Genomic DNA, 18,479 nt, shown 5'->3' with positions numbered 1-18,479 from the left:
AGAATTTTGTAAAATAAATATTGATTTCTTGTTTTATATTGTAAAATTTTCAAGGTAGTTTACAATGAATGGATAAATGATAGTTTTTATATGAATTTTAGTTGATGTTCAATGTATAAGCTCAAAAGTACCATTGTATTATTGTCTTTTTTTGTGGGTTAGGAAAAGGATCTGACTGTTTCTATATATCTAGATGCCCTACCCCATGTAAAAGGAAAGGTTTTCTCTCCTATTTTTAATTTGTATTTTATAATTTGCATCGCTTGTACATATATATGAAAATAGAAAGCGTTAGGCGGTGAGAAAGTATGAAGAAAAAGTATATTATTATGGCTCTTGTTGTCCTTCTTTTCGTTTATTTGGCAAATAGTAATCCAGGTAAAGGAGAGTATACAGAGTGGGCAGCGAAACAATTTATGAAGCGCAATGATATTAGTAAGAAGCTTACAGAGGTTGAAAAGGAAGATCCGGAAGGCCTTTTAGGTGAACTTGCATCGGCAGGGAAGAAGTTAGCGAAAAAATATGTTGAACCACAAGTGGATATATTAATTAATCATTATACGAAGCGAAATGATTATATTTTCTTCTCAACGTATACGACAGAGTTTACGCTAGGGGGAGAAAACTATAAATACGTTTCAGTTGGTTTTTCTCATATCTTTATTCCAATTGAAATGCCGAAGAAAAAAGACGAATCTGCAAAGTGATGCAGATTCGTCTTTTTGTTTAAGGGATAATATTTACTTCAGAAATCGTTTTCTCCACAAGACGAGCACTTTTTTTACGAGTTTTTTCATCAATTGATAAGAAAATAGAAGAAGAAAGAATTGTGTCCATTACTTGATTCATTGTTTGTTCATCTACAGGTGTAATCGGATTGTCGATGGAGAAAACGACAGTTTTTCCATCTTCTTTCGCAAAAATTAATTCTAGTACTTGCATGCTTTATGCGCTCCTTTTTATTCATATTTTTTATAGATTAGAAAGATCTGACGTACTTACGAGTTGTACAGCATGAAGCTTTGTTTCTTGTAATGAAGCAAGTGCACGCGCTACTTCATGCACCTTTCCTGCATCGGCATTTGTTTTAATACGCTTAAATTGCTTGTTCTTAAAAATCGCTTTTCCATTTTTGTCTAGACCACCGTTTAACACAAGACGTAAAGTTAAATCAGTTACAACCGTTTCAACTGCCATCTTTTTCACCCCCTTTTCACCTTATAAATAGGAGTCAAATGTCATGTTTTGGCGTGAATTTTTTTCTTTTTTTTGGTACGCTTAGAAGAATAAGAGAGGAGCTTTTGGGAAGATGAATCGTAAATGGTTGTTTTGGATCCCCGTTTTATTATGGATAGGGCTTATTTTTTATTCTTCAGCTCAGCCATATAAAAAGCAGGATATGCGCTCAGACATAGAACAATATGTAAATGTAGAATTTGTGAAAGAACATTTCTCATGGGTATCTATCGATTATGGTGGAGGTACACCAGTTAGTATTGCAAATAAAGGTGTTGGTGGTTTTATCGAGTTTTTCCTTCGCAAGGGAGCTCATTTCATGGTGTTCTTTATGCTTGGATCGCTTATATATTATGCCTTTCATCGGTCTGGACATTCGAGAAAGCGGTGCTTCTTATATGCACTTCTTTTCGTCGCAGGCTATGCAACGTTTGATGAGATTCATCAATGGTTTACAGGAGATCGTACACCGATGTGGCAAGATTCGCTATTAGATACGTGTGGTGGATTAACGGGAATTATAATAAGTAATTGGTTTTGGAATAGAAAAAGGAGCTAATCCCATTAGGGATAGCTCCTTTTTCTATTCACCTTTATACACCAAGTAGCTCTTTTAGTTCATCTGTTGATAGTTCTGTCATCCAGTTGTCACTTGTAATGACGGCGTTGTTTAGCGATTGTTTTCGCTCTAACATTTCGTCAATTTTTTCTTCAAGTGTTCCGGTTGTGATGAGTTTATGAACTTGAACGAAACGTTTTTGACCTATGCGATATGCACGGTCTGTTGCTTGGTTTTCTACAGCTGGATTCCACCAGCGGTCATAGTGAATAACATGGTTAGCGGCAGTTAAGTTTAATCCTGTTCCACCAGCCTTTAAAGACAAGATGAAAATATCATATGTTCTGTTTTGGAATTGCTCGATCATCTTATCGCGTTCTTTTTTCGGTACACTACCGTTTAAGAAGAGAACACGCTGACCGAATGTTTCTTCTAATATTTTTTTAAGCATATTGCCCATCCCAATATATTGCGTAAAGATTAAACAACTTTCGTTTTGTTCCTTTATATTTTCGATGAGCTCCATTAATGTTTGTGTTTTCATGGAACGATTCACAATATCTTTTGGCTCATCTTCTTTTAAATAAAGAGCGGGATGATTACAAATTTGTTTTAGTTTGTTCAGCATGAGTAAGATAAAGCCGCGTCGTTCAATGCCGCTTAATCCTTCTACATTTTGCAATGTATCTTGTACGAGTTGTTCGTATAAGGATGCTTGCTCACCAGTTAGCGGACAGTATGCTTTTTGTTCCTGTTTGTCCGGTAAGTTTAATGCGACTGTTTGATCTTGCTTTGTGCGCCGCAGTAGGAACGGTGAAATAAACCTTTGTACTTGCTGAATTTTTGTTTCATCACGATCTTTTTCAATCGGCGTGACGAATCGGCGCTGGAATTGTCCTAAGCTTCCGAGATACCCGTGATTTAAGAAGTCAAAAATAGACCATAGTTCTGCAAGGCGATTTTCCATCGGTGTACCTGTTAAAGCAATTTTGTGATTTGCTTGTAAGTTGCGAACCGCTTTAGATTGTTTCGTATGTGGGTTCTTAATATTTTGTGCTTCGTCTAAAATAATGGAATCCCAGCATAATGTGCTAAGGTCGTCTTCATCAAGCTGTGCTAACGCGTAAGAAGTTAACACTACGTCTGCATCTTGATGGAATCCTTTAAATGAATCTCCTTTAGAGCGATTGTTTCCATAATGCAACTCGACGCGTAAGTTTGGTGCAAAGCGTTCAAATTCTTTCTGCCAATTTCCAAGAACAGATGTCGGTGCCACAATTAATGTCGGACCTGTTTGGAGATTATTTTCTTTTGCATACAATAGATAAGTTATCGTTTGAATACTCTTCCCAAGTCCCATATCATCGGCTAATAATGCCCCAAATCCAAGTTGTCGTAAATATAGTAGCCACTCAACACCGTGCTCTTGGTAAGGGCGAAGGGTAGCTTGGAGTGAGGATGGTACCTCGACTTTTGGAATATCTCCAATGTGTAAGAGCTTTTGGAAGAGCTCTTCGTAATATCCATCTAACTCAATTTCAATGTCGGTAAATGGATTGTCTTCTTCAACAATTTCTGTTTCTGCTGTTTGGGATAAGTGTTGCTGCAAGACATCTTTCATTTCAAGTCCATATTTATCAGCACGGTTCATTAACTTTTTCACTTCTTCAATGAAGGCAGGATCAAGTCGCATCCATTGTCCATTTAAATTGAAGAGTCGTTTGTTTTGCTCAACAAGCTCAAAAAATTCGCTTTCTGATAAATCGATTCCGTTTGTAGAAACGCGCCAATCAAAATTGACGAGCGTATTCATGCCAAAGAAAGATTGCGTTTGATTTGAACTTTGTTTCAATTGAACACGTAATTTCGGCTTTGTTGCTTTTAAGTTTTGCCACCAAGATGGTAATAAAATTGTAACACCAGCTGCAAGTAATTCATTGCTTGCTTCTGTTAAGAAATCCCACGCTTCTGTTTCATAGAGCTCTTCTCGGAACTGATCATCTTCTTTCAGCCATGGAACTAGTTTGCTGAATCCTTCTTGTGTTTCTGTGATGCGCTCTTCGTAATCATGCCATCTTTTTGGCAATGAATCGATGCCCGTATATACGTATATACGGTGTGCACCACGTTTTGGTGTAATAACGGTTTCCAGTTTCCACATTTCAAATTCTTCTTGTGGCTCTTGAAGCCTTAGTCCGATTGTAAATGGAAGATCATCTTCAATATAACCAATTTTTCGAAGCCAATCTTCTTCATGCATCGCTGTTTCAAGTTGTCTTTTCGTAAAATCATAATGTTCATAGAGTCTTTTTGCGTCTTCCCAGCCATCATTAGAGCGAGTATCTTGAATCATGCATTCATTAATTGCTAAGGAGAAAAGCGATGCTAATGTATCATCTTCAATTGATATATCATCAACTTTCCAAGACGGCTGATGTGACCAGCGCTTCATATCAGGAATAAAGCTTCCTGTTACAAAGGCATTCCATAATTGTTTTGCCTCTGGTGTGAGAGCTGTAATAGGGCCGTTCATTTGAAGACCAGCGAAAGAGTTCATCGGTTTATTCGCTATGTATTCAAATGCTTGACTGTTTGTTAGTATAAAGCCGCGCTTTCCTTCATATGTGGCTTCTTTTAAGAAAGTACCATAGAAGGAAGTAGAGTGCCATGTGAATGCATTTTGTTTCCAAGTTGCTACGGATAAGGGAGTACCAGTATCATCTTCTCCCCAAAGGAACCAACCTTGGCTGATGTGCTGGAGCCGGATTGTTACTTCAGTTTGTATGATCATCGATTAATTTTCCTTTCCGCAATTCTTCCTGTAGTGCGCGCAGACGTGAATGTAAACTAGCAATTTGGATAATGAAAGTATTCCATTCATCTGTTCGCTTCAGACGCTTATAGAGCATGCGTAATTTCTTTAAGTAACGAACTGCGCGACGATATGATTTGCGATTCCGTTCTTCAATTGCTTGCACTGCTGCAAGATGATAGAGCGGAAGAGCTGCTTCAGGCGCTTCTTTTTCTATTTCTTTTAACGGTTCTTTCAGCAGTTCAATTGCATCAAAACCATGTAATAGATGAAGCTCCGTCCAAGTATGATACTGCTTCTTTGCTAGTACATATTGTTCATAGTTTGTGAAGCTGTACGGTAATAACTCCTGCAAAATCATTTCAAGTCCTGCTTGTTCATTAGAGTGAGTCGCATATGTTTCGTACATCATGACAAATAAACGAACGATATCCTTTACGAAAAGTGTGTTCGCTTGATCTTGTATCGTTTGCTTCACTTGTTTATATGTGAAGGAAAGCCATGATTTGGCTCGATCCCATTGCATCGTATTCAGTAATTCTTCTAACCAATCGAAATAAAGACTAACAACTGACGCTGGTTGCTTCTCGAGTATTTCCATAGCGCTTGCATCGTTCTCCTTTAAAAAGAGGAGATGCGAAGACGCAAGTGCTTTTGAGAGTGGATGTATCTTTGCATCAATTCGCTGCTGTTCTTCTTGTATCCAAGATTCTTCGATTAAAAGTTCACCCCATATATGGCGATAGATGAAAAATCTCTCCTGTGTATAAGAGTCGTCTGAGAAGAAAACATTGTGCACGAGGCGAGCGGTTTCTTGTAAGATTGGCATGCACTCATCCGGAATGGATTCTGATTTCAAGTCTCGTATAATCGATTCTACTTTATCAACGAATAGACGAACGACGTTAACTGGTTGATGATAGGAATAAATTTTATTTGCTTCAAATTCTTGAATTTCTCCTAATAGTTTTTGAAAACAATAAAGTGCACCATGTAATTTAAATAGCTCATGTATCGCAATAATACGTGGTGCTTTCCGTTCCAATTTCATATGAAATTCTGTAAAAATACTCATGAGAAAATACATTTGCTTATAAGTAAGCCGTGCTTGTTCTTTTTTAAATGATTCATATTCAGATTCGAAATATGTTTGCCAGCTTTTATAGTCTGTTTCTTCAAATGCGGTCGCTTGTAATACTTGCCGCGCTGTTCGAAGAGGGGGAAGTGATGGTTTCGTTTTATTTTTAAATAAAGTTAATACATCTCCCACCTGACCGAAACTAGAAGCTGCAGATAGTAAAACAGCGAGCATATGCTCACATTGCGTTGGCGCGAAGCAGTCGCAATAGCTTTCAGCAATATTACGAATGGGTATATGAACGCTATAGACGTTCCCTTCAGCATCTACAGTTCCTGATAATGTATAACCATCAAAATCAACGTTGTATACCATGCCGCTGCGATACAGGTGCCGAGCAGTAGCCACATGTTCTTGGTCAGCTGCTTGCTGTGGATCAAGTCCTTGAACAAACTCGTTCGCAATCATCATAATTTCATCTTTCGTAATTGAATGTTGCAGCATAATTTTCCTCCGTACAAGAGATTTCTTTCCTCTACCATTATAAACAAAAAACTGTAAAAACAGAAAAGATGAATTTGTGTTGTTTAAAGGAAGGGAATTTTCAATGTAAAAAGACTATCTTTGATATTATCCCCTTTAGGTAGACAGTGTAAAAAGACCATGTACATACATGGATGTTACACTATTACTTGGAGGGGATTTTTCATGGCTAAAAAAGGTTCAACATTCAATGCATATTCAGAAGAATTAAAGTTATCAGCTGTTCAAAGTTATTTAAATGGAGAAGGAAGCTACGATATGATAACGGAAAAATATCAGATTAAGAGCCCTACCCAACTGAAAAATTGGGTAAAAAAATATAAAGAATGCGGTGAAATTAAAGATACACGTGGGAAGAATAATGGAATGAAAGGTATTCCAAATCCTTTAAAAGGGAAACGTGTTCATTTCAACACTGTTGAAGAGGAGCGGGATTACTATAAGGCACAGGTTGAATATTTAAAAAAGCAATATCCAAATCTGTAAATGGAGGCGTACTAAAATATAAAGAGAGATATCGGATCATTGAATCATTAAAAAGGAAATATCCAATTATATGGCTTACTAAATTTGCAGGTATACATCGGTCAAGCTACTATAAGTGGATTCATACGAAATTGGTTAAAAACATGCGACTAGAATCGGATCAACAATTAAAAAAGGTAATAAAATCTATCCACTTAAAGCACAAGGAATATGGCTATCCACGTATGAAAATTGCTTTACAAGAAGAGGGTTATTTTGTGAATCACAAAAAGGTCTATCGCTTAATGAGTGAACTCAACATGCAATCTATTATTCGAAAGAAGCGACGCTTCTTTAAAGGAGAGTATTCCAATACCTTTCCAAATGTTTTAAACCGTAAATTTAAAAACCGCCAACAAAATGAAGCGCTCGTTACCGATATTACCTATCTACGATTCCAAGAGGGGTTCCGTTATCTTTCTGTCGTACAAGATCTTTATAATAACGAAGTTGTTTCTTGGAAAATTTCTAAGCGCAATGATAATGAACTTGTATTAGATACAATTGAAATGTTGGCGCAAAAAAGAGATGTGCGTGGAACTATTCTCCATTCAGATCAAGGGTTCCAGTACACATCTCATGCCTACAACAAACGACTTTTAGATTTAGGTATCATTGGCAGCCACTCTCGCAAAGCAAACTGTCATGATAACGCCTGTATCGAGTCATTTTTCTCCCATTTAAAATCGGAGATGTTGTATTTGCATCATTTTAAAACAGAAACAGATTTAATACAAGCAATTGAGGAATATATTTATTTTTATAACTATAAACGGTTTCAAAAACGACTCAACCATCGAGCTCCGATAGAATATCGACTCTCAATGGCTGCTTAGTCTTTTTTAATACTGTCTACTTGACAGGGATAAGACCACTTTTCATGGATAGCCTTTTTATATGTTATTAAGATTGATTTTGATTTAATATCGCTTGTACATATGGATCGCATAGAATTTGTTCTACTAGTGGTAGCATTTCTTTTTGGAATGGGATATCAATTGGAAAGGGTTTTTGAGAACCGGGTTTGATTCCATATTGCACCATTTTATAGTGGGTATGTTTTTGATCATTCAGTACAACTAATTTATAGCGATTATCATCTTGCACGAGAGAAAAATCAATCGCGACAGCATCATATGTTATATCGTCTTTATATATATATGGTTTTGGTGTACCAATCCAGTCTACTTTTGCTTCAAAATTCATTTGAGTACCCTCCTTATGTTTATTATAGAAAAATAAAAGCCAGCTCTCAATAAAGAGAACTGGCTGAGAATTTAGCAGCAATTGGTTATTTTAAAATTTTCACTTTAACAGTTTTACGTCCCCATTTGTTAGCAACACTGTCAGAGCCAACTAGAACATCGATACGGTTACCTTTAATTGCACCGCCAGTATCACCAGCGATTGCTTCTCCGTAACCTTCTACCCATACTTTAGATCCTAATGGGATTACTTTCGGGTCAACAGCAATCATTTTCATGTTTGGATTCGCTGTTAGGTCATGACCCATTGCAGTTAATACACGGCCACCGTATGTGCCGCCATTTTCGCTCGGGTGAGCTGTATACGCTGTCGCTACAACTGTTAACTCACGTCCACCAGAAGGTACGTTTGTTTCAGCTGCTTTTACAGCAGGTTTTACAGCAGGTTTAGCAGCTTGTGCTACTGGTGCAGGAGCTGGTTGAGCCTTAGCGGGTGCTTCAGCTTTAGCAGGAGCTGGCGTTTCTTGTTTTTCGATAACAGGTGCTGTACCTGTTAGGAAAGGAACATGAACGTAAGCCGTTTTCCCGTTATATTCGAATTGTAACCACTCATTTTGTACTTGGTTCGTTGTTTCAATCATATCGTCTTTCTTAAGCGTACCAAGAATTTCTGAGTTTGTGTTTGCTTCAGCACGTACGTTTAATACGTTTGCTGTTACGTAGTAGATGCTTTTTGTAAAATCTGCACTTACGAATGCGTCTTTACCATTTAATTTGATTTGTGCCCATCCGTTTTCTGTATTTGTAACATCTAATTTATGACCATTTAATAATGTACCGACAACTTTTGATTCAGTAGTAGGGTTTTCTCGTACGTTTAGTACGTCTGTTGTTACAACAGTTTCTGCTTTAGCAGAAGCGGTGAAAATCCCAAGACCAAAAACTGCTGCTGTTGCTATACCAATTAATTTTTTCATGATAGCCTCCATTGCGTTTGTTTTCGTGTCCTCATTATAGCAACAGATTTTTTTGGAATTAGGGAAAACACACAATTACAAACCATTCGTAATAAGGTGTTAACACTCTGTAATATAGAAAGAAATACAGGAAAGCGTTTTTCACTCCATATAATTAGTAGGTTTCTAGTTATATTCAAAATTTTTAATACAACATATTTTTTTCGGTGTAAATAAAAATATTACAATAATGTTACGTGATGTTTACTATACTGTTACATTCCTTGAGTATTTTACCGTTTTATGGGTAAAATAGTTATATAAACATAAACATTTTGTTTGTGAACCTATAAATACGAGCTATATCCTAACAAAAAGACCGCATAATTGTTACAAGAAGAAAGGGTTGTAAGGAATAAATTTGCCCTTTTTTACAACTGTAACACACCCTTTTTCGGGAAAATATCTTCCCATCCGCATTTTCTCGCACAATTTGACAGCAGTATTTCTACCTTTAAGCTCTAGCAGAGGTGAAAAGGTTATACGGAAGGTAAGGCTGTCCATAAGAATTCTAATCGGTGAGGGCTAAATAAAGAAAATCACCACAAGAACTACAATTTTTTATCCGATTTAACATATTGGAATTTATGTATTAAAAAACCAAACTTATGAAGGGGGATTTGATGAGGAAACTGACGAAAACATTTATTGTCTCATTAATATTATGTATTGCATTTACAATTTGGGGGATTATTCCTGAATCTATTATTGGAGAAGGTAACTTAGGAAATGTAACGACTATTATTCAGGCGGCATTAGTTAGTAAGTTTGGATGGTTTTATATTATTTCCGTTTCTATTTTCTTAGGAATCACAATCTTTTTAATTGTTTCTAAGTATGGTTCGATTCGTTTAGGAAAAGATGATGATGAACCTGATTATAGTTATATGACTTGGTTTGCTATGTTATTTAGTGCGGGTATGGGAATCGGTTTGGTTTTCTGGGGCGTTGCGGAACCATTAAATCATTTATACACACCTCCATTTGGAGAGGGTGCAACTGAAGAGAGTGCACGTCTTGCACTTCGTTTCTCATTTTTCCATTGGGGATTACATCCATGGGGATTATATGCACTTGTAGCATTATGTATTGCGTATTTTACATTCAGAAAAGGAAAGTCTAGTACAATTAGTGCGACAGTTGGTTCGTTGTTTAAGAGCGGTGAACATGGCTGGATTGCCCGTATGTTTGATGTGTTAGCTGTATTTGCAACAGTATTTGGTGTGGCGACATCATTAGGGCTTGGGGCAAAGCAAATTGCGGGTGGTGTTAGTTATTTAACATCTATTCCGAACTCATTAACAACGCAGTTAATTATCATTGGGATTGTAACGGTGTTATATATGTTATCTGCACAAACGGGACTCGATAAAGGTATTAAATATTTAAGTAATACGAATATTGTTTTAGCTTTTGCACTTATGATAATTGTATTATTTGCAGGTCCAACAAACTTTATTATGAATTACTTTACTTCGACAATTGGTTCATACATTCAAGATTTGCCAAGTATGAGTTTCCGTTTAAGTCCGTTAGATGAAGGCGGAAATAAGTGGGTTCAATCATGGACAATTTTCTACTGGTCGTGGTGGATCGCATGGTCACCATTCGTTGGTACATTTATCGCACGTGTATCACGTGGACGTACAATTCGTGAGTTTGTCATCGGTGTTTTACTTGTACCGACATTAATCGGTGCTCTCTGGTTCTCTGTATTTGGAGGGACAGGCATTCATATGGAGCTATTTGATGGTGCGAATATTTATGAGCAAATTAAAGATATGGGTACAGAAGTAGGATTATTCGCTATGTTAGATCATATGGGTGGTTTCGGACCAGCGTTCTCGGTTCTAGCCATTCTGCTTATTTCGACATTCTTTATTACATCAGCAGATTCTGCTACATTTGTGCTCGGTATGTTAACCACACATGGTAGTTTAAACCCACCAAATCGTATCAAAATGGTTTGGGGTATTGTTCTAGCGGCAGTAGCGTCGATTTTACTATATGTAGGCGGATTAGAGGCATTGCAAACAGCCTCAATTATCGCGGCATTCCCGTTCGTTTTTGTTATCTTCTTTATGATTGCAGCCTTATTTAAAGAATTGCAAAAGGAAGGGCGAAAACATCATAAATAAGTAGAGAAGAGCTGATTATATATCAGCTCTTCTTTTAATAGAAGAAAAACGTCATTTTTCAACACTCTCCGATATTTTGTCAAAAATAATTCATATTTTTGACAGAAATTTGTCGGAAATGTGTTGTCACTTTTATGCATATGTGCTATATTATTTCCTGTAAGCGATTTCAAATGGTTTTTTAAGCGTATTCAAGGGGGACATCTAGAATAATGAAACGTTACGAAAGAAAGTGGAAGCATATTTGTTTGAAACGTGTGGCACATCGCAATGTCCAAGAAAACACGGAACCAAAGACTGAAACGTATAAAGAGCAACAAGAGAAGCAATTGGTTTTACAAAAATAGCAGTCACTTTTTCGTATATAAATGAAAGTCGATCGTTCGTTGGGGGATGGACGTGAAATTACTTTCGCTAAGGGGTATTGTCTGATATATATTAAAAAATAAGCACAGAGCATACGGCGCTCTGTGCTTATTTTTTAATATATAAACCTCGGTTGGTTTTTCAATACATACGATTGCTGCTCTGCGTGGTTAGATGATCTTTTTTTTCAGCTTACTCCTCTTTTTTAAACCTTACCGTTTTATCCCAACCAATTACTTGTTTTTTGCTCTTTGCACGTAAATATAGGATGAGGCTACGGATAAATAGGTAAGTGAAGAGCTGTGCGTACGTGAAGTACATAATAATACTAATGAATATATTTAGTGGCGTAAAGGTTCGTTCAACACTTTGAGCACTAAATAGTTGAGAAGCGTATGTAATATATGCGACGTACCACATAAATAATAGCGGGATACTGTATTGAATTTGGAATATCCCAAGTAAGCCGATAATAAACCAGACGTTTGAAATGATAAGAAATAACCAAAATACGACATAAACTAATACTTGTTGCAAGGAATGAACGAGAAGTTTTCCTTTAAAGAAGCTAAAGGAAGAAAACATTTTTTCTAAAATATATAAGTTTCCTTGTAACCAGCGTGTACGTTGTTTAATAAGGATGTTTAAATGTTCTGGTTCTTGCTCCCATGTAACGGATTCGGGAACAATTGGTAAGAGATAACCTTTTTGGGTAATTCTCAGTGTAAGTTCAGCGTCTTCTGCAATTGCATAAGGGTCATAACCACCAAGTTCCTCTAAAGTAGAACGACGAAGGAGCATGTTCGTTCCAGTCAGTGATCCAGTTTGAAAGAGTAGCCAACGACCAGATTGCATAAGAAGCTGGAAGATTTGAAACTCTAAAGAAATCATTCGCGTGAGCCAGTTGCGATCCTCATTTACAGTCCGTACGTGACCGACAGCCCCAACGGCGTCTTCTACCGTTTCAGCATGTTCAACAAGCATTCTCAAGGCGTGAGGCTCAGGTTGGTTATCAGCATCGTATACACAAAAATATTTCCCATTAGAAATGCTAAGTCCATAGTTCAATACACGTGATTTTCCCTTCGGTTCACCAGGTGGTACGCGAATATGACGAATATGAGCATAGGATTTGTCGAAATCATCCCCAATTGCAGAGGTTTCATCTTGAGAATTATCATTTAATAAATAGACCGTTAATTTACCTGGATATTCAATATTTGCCATGGCCTCTAACGTATCTTTAATAACAACTCCTTCATTATGGGCCGGGATTAAAATGTCAACGCTAGGATAATGTTCTAGTGTACGATCTTTTCGTTTCGTATTTCGGTGAATTAAACCCGCAATGGTTAAGAGAGAATAATAAACGAGTAAGCCAGAGAATAAAAAGGCTGTAAAAATAAGAACGTATTTAATCGAAAATATGATGCTAATCCAAAAGACGAGTACACAAAACAAAATAAATAAGAGTAGAATAATGAGCGTCATCATAATGTTCGTGGCTCCTCTGTTCCAATTTGCTCTTGTTTTATTTTTATGTCTTGCATTGCATCTTGTGTTAACCATTCTTTCATTTTTGGACGCAGTCGACTTATTACGATTTCCGCACCAGTTACATTTGTATTTTGCAGTAAAATAACTAGCGTATTGCTATCATATTCAGCAATAAGATCAAAATCATTCCTTACTGTTTCAATTAGTAATGAAGATACACGGTCCATTACACTTTTCTTCGTATATTTACTAAAGGAAGTGAAATCAAAATAAATAAGAATACCTGTTTCGTTACGACGATTCATTGCGGTTTTTAATAATGCTTGTCGTCTTTCAAACTCTTGTCTTGTTAATAACTTAGATTCTCCAATGTAGTGTTCTAATACTTTCACTCGCTCCGTTAATTGTTTGTTTTCCAGAACAAGCTGCTTTAACAGGTGAGTTGATATATATATAATGAAGAAATTAGCGACCATTAGGAAGTGGATAATCATATATTTCAATTGTTCTGCGGTGCTCCATAAATAAAGCCAAGCTTCATAAAATAAATAGAACACGGAGAGAATGGTCCCGAGTATAAAGAGAAGAAATGCTGTTTTATCAGCTGAAAATAGAAATAGTACGTTAACGAATACATATACAATTGTAAAAATGAAGGCATGCTCATACGTCGTCATATGTACAGTTACAAAGTAAAATATGATTTGTAAAATCCAAAGTGATAAAACTTTATAGGATTTTTCTTTCATTAAAATTCACTCCTAAAAATAACTAGTGTGGGCTATTTGTAATATGCACATTTATACAAAAATGAGTCATGAAATTGAAATTCTATTTTTGAAGGATGTTTATACTCGTAGATAAGAAGCAAGAAGGAAAGTTTTTGTGTAAATAAAGTGAAACTTTAATCAGTGGGGTTTTTTCCATCCTCCACTGATTATTAGCCCACACCAATCGTGATAAAAAAAGGTCCCATTCAAACAATATTGTTTGAATGGGACCTTTTTTATTTATAGGAACATCATACCTGCAACTGCTGCGTTTAAGAAGTTCGCTAGTGTACCAGCGATAACTGCTTTAATCCCTAATTGTGCAATTTGTTTACGGCGGCTAGGAGCTAAAGTTCCTGTTACACCTAATTGAATTGCGATAGAAGAGAAGTTTGCGAAACCGCAGATTGCAAATGTTAAAATCATATTTGTTTTTGCAGAGAACTCTGCCATGTGTGGTCCTAAGTTTGCATATGCAACGAATTCGTTGATTGCAAGTTTTTGACCAATAAAGCTTGCTGCTTGTACAGCTTCACCTGGAGAAACCCCGATTAAGATTGCAAATGGTGATAATAAGTAACCGAAGATTAAATCAAGACTAAGTTTAATATCGAACCAAGAACCAATCAATCCTAATAGGCCATTTAATAAAGCGATTAATGCGATGAAAGCCATTAACATTGCTGCTACGTTAATAACAAGTTGCATACCTTCAGATGCACCGCGTGCAGCTGCGTCAATAACGTTCGCATCTTCACGTTCTGTAGAAAGTTCAACGTTATTATCTACTTGTTCTGTCTCTGGCATAATTAGTTTTGCAATCAATAAACTTGATGGAGCTGCCATAATTGCAGCTGCTAATAAATGCTCTAATGGAATGCCCATCGCTGCATAGCCGACAAGAACTGATCCGGCAACAGCTGTCATACCACTTACCATAATAGTGAAGAACTCACTGTTAGTTAAACGTGCTAAGTATGGTTTAATTAAAATTGGTGCTTCTGTTTGTCCTAAGAATACAGTTGTTACTGCATTTAAGCTTTCTGCTTTAGAAGTTCCAAGAAGCTTGCTTAATGCACCACCAATGATACTAACGAATTTCTGCATAATGCCTAAATAATATAAGATTGCTACTAATGAACTAATAAATACGATTGGAAGTAGTGCTTGAATAACGAAGATAAATCCCCAAGGTCCTTTTGCGTTGACTAAATCCCCAGCAACGAACTTAATTCCCTCGTAAGAAAAATTAATTAATCCTTGAACGCCGTCAGCAGCAAATTTTAAGCCTGCTTTCCCAGCATCCCATCGTAATACGATAAATGAAAATGTCATTTGTAATGCTAGCGCAATTAAAATTGTGCGCCAATTAATAGCTTTGCGGTTGGAAGATAATAAGAAAGCGATTGCTAAAACTCCAATCACGCCGCCAATTCCCCATAAAAGATTCATGCAGTGTATGCTCCTTCCTCATAGTAAAAAAGTGTATAAAACAGTTGTCTATACTTCTGCAAATATAACATCTTAAGTAACTTATCATAATGGACATCAGAGGTCAAACGTCTATCGAAAAGTTTAAATAAAAAGAAAATTCCTTAAGAAAACACATATAGAATGAATGGATGATAAATAGGTTATGTTTTTTTAGGATAATGTATTCATTATGATAACGTTATGAATAGTTTTTATAGAATGTAGTGTATGAAATAGGAGGTTAGGAACATAATTAATAGGGTGAAGCTTCATTGAGAGGGAAATAAAAAGAGCCTTCTAGTAAACTAGAAGGCTCTGAAACTATAACTTAAGGTGCTTTTGTGTAACCTAAGAAGTGGCTTTTCCAATATGAATTGTTCAATGAGACGATTGCTACACCTTTATCTCCAGCTTGAATGAATGAATCGCCTCCAAGGTAGATACCCATATGAGAAGGACCTGCTTTATAAGTGTTTTGGAAATAAACTAAGTCACCTGGTTGTGGATTTGAAGTTTTCGGTAAGCTACTCCAGTACCCTGCAACACTTTGGCGGCTAACGTTATGACCGAATTTTTTGTATACGTGGAAGATGTAACCACTACAGTCAACGCCATTAGCAGAAGTGCCACCCCATACATATGGTACACCCTGCATTGATTTTGCATATGCAAGAAGGGATGAAGTATCACCACTATTATTATTATGGTTGTTATTGTTTTGATTATTGTTGTTGTTGTTAGGTTTGTTATCTACAGCGCCCCCAACCGGTGTTTTAGAAAGGAAACGTGTTCCAATATAACCAGCTTGACCGTTGTAGTTAATCTTGCTCCAACCATAATTTTCAGAGATTACTTGTACCTTTTGTCCCTGTGGAAGAGCGCCTATGATTCTATAATTTGTACCTTCGCCACTACGTACATTTAACGCAGATGCATTAATATAGTACTCACCAATTGATCCTTGATCAGGCTGTTTCGGTTGTTCAGGAGTAGTAGTACCACCTTTAACAAATTTCACAAATTCGCTACTTACATAACCCGTTTTACCCTGATAATTTACCTTAAACCAGCTACCTTCAGCGCCAATGACATTTAACGCAGTACCGTTTAATACGCCACCAATAACACTATGGTATGTGGCAGGGCCTGTACGAACACGTAGAGATGTTGTATTCACAACGTAAGTACCACCAGTTTGAACAGTTACATTATTACCCTGTTCTTGGTTGTTATCCTGTGTATTATTTTCGTTAGAACCACCTTTTGTTACGTAGTCCTTACTAATATAAGCTGTTTGTCCTGCATAGTTAATTTTAAACCAATCTTGAACTTCGCCTACAACTTTGACAACTTGCCCTTTATGAACAGATCCTAAAGTTGTATGAGAAGTACTAGGGCCTGTACGAACACGAAGTGAAGATACATTTACTGTGTAGTTTCCACTTGCTGGCTGCACAGTTGTTTCGTTATTATTGTTTGTTGAACCAGTGTTTGAAGAAGCACCAGATACAAATGCGCTACTTACATAACCTGTTTGGCCGTTATGATTAATTTTGAGCCAACCATTTTCTTGGCCGATGACTTTTAAAGTTTGTCCTTCATATACACGGCCAACGATAGAGCTAGAAGTATTTGGGCCTGTACGAACACGTAATACATCGGCAGTTACTTTATTCTTTCCACCAGTATTTCCGCTAACATTTGTTTGTTCACCATTTTTTGAAACAAATTCACCACTAACATAACCTGTCTTACCATTATGGTTAATTTTAAACCAACCATTTTCTTCTCCGATTACATTTAAAGTTTGTCCATTGTAAACGCGAGAAATAATATCGTGAGAAGTGCTAGATCCTGTGCGAACGTGTAATACGTCAGCTGTAACTGTGTACGATGAATTTTTTTGTGATGCAGCTTGGACAGTTTGTGTAGCAGACTTTTGTGTATTTTGCTCAGGGGCAGCTTGAACGTTATCAAGTGTTGGTGCTGCTCCTCCTGCTACAGACACTGCCGCAAGACCGGCAAGGTATTTTTTCATAATTTGTCGATTCCTTTCTGTCTGTAATATAGTGAAGAAATATTTACCAACTGTTAAAAATTTTAAAAGGCATGTCGATTACTGTCAAGACTTATGCGGGAATCTGAATATGACAAAAAGATTACAGAAAAAAATCAAGGCATGAAATTCCACCTTGATTTCGGTTTGAAATACATATATTAAGGAAAGATATTCGGAAAATTATCCGTGTTTAAGGTAATGAAATGCTAGAATTTGAGAAACTCTGTATAAACGCTTTTTGCAATTTTTTTGTAATAGGGCCAACTTGGCCATCTTGAATTGTAGTCCCATCAAGGTGGGTCATAGGTAGAATTTCGATTGTTGTTCCCGTAAAAAAGCACTCGTCTGCATTGTAAGCATCACGAATACTAAACAATTCTTCTTGTACTGGTATTTGAAGTGTAGTGGCTAGAGATAGTATGTATTGACGAATGATACCGTTTAAAATGAGATGATTAGCAGGATGTGTATAAAGTGTACCGTTTTTCACAAGAAAGAAGTTAGAATGGCTACCTTCAGTAACGATACCGTTGCGAATGAGAAGAGCCTCCTTACAACCTTTGCGTTCAGCTTTCGTATAAGCTAATACATTTGGTAATAAATTTAACGATTTAATATCGCAGCGAAGCCAGCGTGTATCTGGTTCAGATATAGCCCGTATTCCATATTCAATCCATAACGCAGGTCTTTCCTTCTTTGAAATATAAGCATAGATCGTCGGGGTTACATCAAAAGAAAATGTATGAGAACGAGTTTGTACGCCGCGGGATACTTGTAGATAAATCGTTCCGTCCTCATGAAAATTATTATTTTCAATTAATTTGTAGAGTAATGTAATGAGTTCTGCTTTGGAAAAAGGAAGTGTTAATTCAATTTCGTCCATGGAACGATATAATCGTGTTAAATGCGGATCTAATAAGTGGAAATTACCTTTATAGAGACGAATAACTTCATAAACACCATCCCCAAATTGTAATCCCCTTTCTTCGAGCTCTATGTACGGTTGTTGCGTATGTGTATCAATAATCGTATCGTTCCATAATACAAATCTTTCGTATGCCAATTTACGTCCCATCCTTTCTAGAATCATGTACTTTACTGTTATGCAAATTATTTTCTTGATATTACTTGAGGAGATTAATTTTGGGGGATAACGCCCAAAAATTAGTGTGTTTTGCATATACAAATTCGCAAATGGGAAA

Annotated in this window: 16 protein-coding genes; 5 read left to right on the top strand and 11 right to left on the bottom strand. The window is 36.6% G+C overall.

Annotated elements, in window-relative coordinates:
• Positions 1 to 308: 308 nt before the first annotated feature.
• Complete coding sequence (locus DJ93_RS11525; RefSeq protein WP_042980953.1) at positions 309 to 707, top strand: DUF4359 domain-containing protein; 399 nt, start codon at positions 309 to 311, stop codon at positions 705 to 707.
• Between the two features lie 19 nt (positions 708 to 726).
• Here the strand turns inward: DJ93_RS11525 and DJ93_RS11520 are convergent, their stop codons facing one another.
• Together DJ93_RS11520 and DJ93_RS11515 are read right to left on the bottom strand one after the other, a co-directional pair.
• Positions 727 to 942, bottom strand: coding sequence for a DUF2922 domain-containing protein (locus DJ93_RS11520; RefSeq protein WP_042980952.1), 216 nt, complete (start codon positions 940 to 942; stop codon positions 727 to 729).
• A gap of 30 nt (positions 943 to 972) precedes the next feature.
• Positions 973 to 1,197, bottom strand: coding sequence for a DUF1659 domain-containing protein (locus tag DJ93_RS11515; RefSeq protein WP_042980951.1), 225 nt, complete (start codon positions 1,195 to 1,197; stop codon positions 973 to 975).
• 112 nt (positions 1,198 to 1,309) lie between these two features.
• Between DJ93_RS11515 and DJ93_RS11510 the strand changes: the two genes are divergently transcribed.
• Entirely contained in the window at positions 1,310 to 1,795 is a 486-nt protein-coding gene (locus tag DJ93_RS11510) for a VanZ family protein (protein WP_042980949.1), read from the top strand.
• Positions 1,796 to 1,829: 34 nt separating this feature from the next.
• Here the strand turns inward: DJ93_RS11510 and DJ93_RS11505 are convergent, their stop codons facing one another.
• Complete coding sequence (locus DJ93_RS11505) at positions 1,830 to 4,586, bottom strand: DEAD/DEAH box helicase (RefSeq protein ID WP_042980948.1); 2,757 nt, start codon at positions 4,584 to 4,586, stop codon at positions 1,830 to 1,832.
• A complete protein-coding gene (locus DJ93_RS11500) occupies positions 4,570 to 6,189 on the bottom strand; it encodes an SWIM zinc finger family protein (protein ID WP_042980947.1) in 1,620 nt (539 codons plus the stop codon). Before DJ93_RS11500 ends, DJ93_RS11505 begins: the two co-directional genes overlap by 17 nt.
• Before the next feature lie 204 nt (positions 6,190 to 6,393).
• Here DJ93_RS11500 and DJ93_RS32180 point away from each other — a divergent pair.
• Positions 6,394 to 7,589 (top strand): IS3 family transposase gene (locus DJ93_RS32180; protein ID WP_117288021.1). Its coding sequence is split into 2 segments (ribosomal slippage): positions 6,394 to 6,700 and positions 6,700 to 7,589, totalling 1,197 coding nucleotides; the frame shifts between segments, so codons are not numbered across the junction.
• Between the two features lie 67 nt (positions 7,590 to 7,656).
• On the opposite strand, the gene DJ93_RS11485 is transcribed toward DJ93_RS32180, so the two are convergent.
• Both DJ93_RS11485 and DJ93_RS11480 read right to left on the bottom strand, forming a co-directional pair.
• Positions 7,657 to 7,959 (bottom strand): DUF3910 family protein, encoded by a 303-nt coding sequence (locus DJ93_RS11485; protein WP_042980946.1) that lies wholly within the window; start codon positions 7,957 to 7,959, stop codon positions 7,657 to 7,659.
• An 85-nt stretch (positions 7,960 to 8,044) separates the two neighbouring features.
• Positions 8,045 to 8,935: a cell wall-binding protein EntA gene (locus tag DJ93_RS11480; protein WP_042980945.1), complete on the bottom strand. Its 891-nt coding sequence runs from the start codon at positions 8,933 to 8,935 to the stop codon at positions 8,045 to 8,047.
• A gap of 662 nt (positions 8,936 to 9,597) precedes the next feature.
• Between DJ93_RS11480 and opuD the strand changes: the two genes are divergently transcribed.
• Positions 9,598 to 11,112: a glycine betaine transporter OpuD gene (gene opuD, locus DJ93_RS11475; protein ID WP_042980944.1), complete on the top strand. Its 1,515-nt coding sequence runs from the start codon at positions 9,598 to 9,600 to the stop codon at positions 11,110 to 11,112.
• Positions 11,113 to 11,324: 212 nt separating this feature from the next.
• Positions 11,325 to 11,459, top strand: a complete 135-nt coding sequence (locus DJ93_RS34390; protein ID WP_042980943.1) for a hypothetical protein — start codon at positions 11,325 to 11,327, stop codon at positions 11,457 to 11,459.
• Positions 11,460 to 11,670: 211 nt separating this feature from the next.
• On the opposite strand, the gene DJ93_RS11465 is transcribed toward DJ93_RS34390, so the two are convergent.
• From DJ93_RS11465 to DJ93_RS11445, 5 genes are all read right to left on the bottom strand, one after another.
• Positions 11,671 to 12,972: a glycosyltransferase family 2 protein gene (locus DJ93_RS11465; protein ID WP_042980941.1), complete on the bottom strand. Its 1,302-nt coding sequence runs from the start codon at positions 12,970 to 12,972 to the stop codon at positions 11,671 to 11,673.
• Positions 12,969 to 13,724 (bottom strand): nucleotidyl cyclase domain-containing protein, encoded by a 756-nt coding sequence (locus tag DJ93_RS11460; RefSeq protein ID WP_042980940.1) that lies wholly within the window; start codon positions 13,722 to 13,724, stop codon positions 12,969 to 12,971. The genes DJ93_RS11465 and DJ93_RS11460 overlap by 4 nt, the downstream gene beginning before the upstream one ends.
• A gap of 261 nt (positions 13,725 to 13,985) precedes the next feature.
• Positions 13,986 to 15,197 (bottom strand): NupC/NupG family nucleoside CNT transporter, encoded by a 1,212-nt coding sequence (locus DJ93_RS11455; RefSeq protein ID WP_042980939.1) that lies wholly within the window; start codon positions 15,195 to 15,197, stop codon positions 13,986 to 13,988.
• A gap of 349 nt (positions 15,198 to 15,546) precedes the next feature.
• Positions 15,547 to 17,256: a C40 family peptidase gene (locus DJ93_RS11450; RefSeq protein WP_042980937.1), complete on the bottom strand. Its 1,710-nt coding sequence runs from the start codon at positions 17,254 to 17,256 to the stop codon at positions 15,547 to 15,549.
• A gap of 211 nt (positions 17,257 to 17,467) precedes the next feature.
• A complete protein-coding gene (locus tag DJ93_RS11445; protein WP_052109668.1) occupies positions 17,468 to 18,352 on the bottom strand; it encodes a D-amino-acid transaminase in 885 nt (294 codons plus the stop codon).
• Positions 18,353 to 18,479: the final 127 nt, after the last annotated feature.

The organism is Bacillus clarus, assembly GCF_000746925.1.
In the GTDB taxonomy this organism is placed as follows: Bacteria; Bacillota; Bacilli; order Bacillales; family Bacillaceae_G; genus Bacillus_A; species Bacillus_A clarus.
The sequence above is the reverse complement of the archived record's forward strand: the minus strand, read 5'-3'. Positions and strand labels throughout refer to the sequence as shown.

Excerpts from the sequence above, each read along its gene's own strand:
- DJ93_RS34390 (WP_042980943.1), top strand. The coding sequence starts at position 11,325 with ATGAAACGTTACGAAAGAAAGTGGAAGCATATTTGTTTGAAACGTGTG.
- DJ93_RS11525 (WP_042980953.1), top strand. The coding sequence starts at position 309 with ATGAAGAAAAAGTATATTATTATGGCTCTTGTTGTCCTTCTTTTCGTT.
- DJ93_RS11455 (WP_042980939.1), bottom strand. The coding sequence starts at position 15,197 with ATGAATCTTTTATGGGGAATTGGCGGCGTGATTGGAGTTTTAGCAATC.
- DJ93_RS11510 (WP_042980949.1), top strand. The coding sequence starts at position 1,310 with ATGAATCGTAAATGGTTGTTTTGGATCCCCGTTTTATTATGGATAGGG.
- DJ93_RS11515 (WP_042980951.1), bottom strand. The coding sequence starts at position 1,197 with ATGGCAGTTGAAACGGTTGTAACTGATTTAACTTTACGTCTTGTGTTA.
- DJ93_RS11520 (WP_042980952.1), bottom strand. The coding sequence starts at position 942 with ATGCAAGTACTAGAATTAATTTTTGCGAAAGAAGATGGAAAAACTGTC.
- DJ93_RS11445 (WP_052109668.1), bottom strand. The coding sequence starts at position 18,352 with ATGGGACGTAAATTGGCATACGAAAGATTTGTATTATGGAACGATACG.
- DJ93_RS11500 (WP_042980947.1), bottom strand. The coding sequence starts at position 6,189 with ATGCTGCAACATTCAATTACGAAAGATGAAATTATGATGATTGCGAAC.
- DJ93_RS11460 (WP_042980940.1), bottom strand. The coding sequence starts at position 13,724 with ATGAAAGAAAAATCCTATAAAGTTTTATCACTTTGGATTTTACAAATC.
- opuD (WP_042980944.1), top strand. The coding sequence starts at position 9,598 with ATGAGGAAACTGACGAAAACATTTATTGTCTCATTAATATTATGTATT.
- DJ93_RS11465 (WP_042980941.1), bottom strand. The coding sequence starts at position 12,972 with ATGATGACGCTCATTATTCTACTCTTATTTATTTTGTTTTGTGTACTC.
- DJ93_RS11485 (WP_042980946.1), bottom strand. The coding sequence starts at position 7,959 with ATGAATTTTGAAGCAAAAGTAGACTGGATTGGTACACCAAAACCATAT.
- DJ93_RS11450 (WP_042980937.1), bottom strand. The coding sequence starts at position 17,256 with ATGAAAAAATACCTTGCCGGTCTTGCGGCAGTGTCTGTAGCAGGAGGA.
- DJ93_RS11505 (WP_042980948.1), bottom strand. The coding sequence starts at position 4,586 with ATGATCATACAAACTGAAGTAACAATCCGGCTCCAGCACATCAGCCAA.
- DJ93_RS11480 (WP_042980945.1), bottom strand. The coding sequence starts at position 8,935 with ATGAAAAAATTAATTGGTATAGCAACAGCAGCAGTTTTTGGTCTTGGG.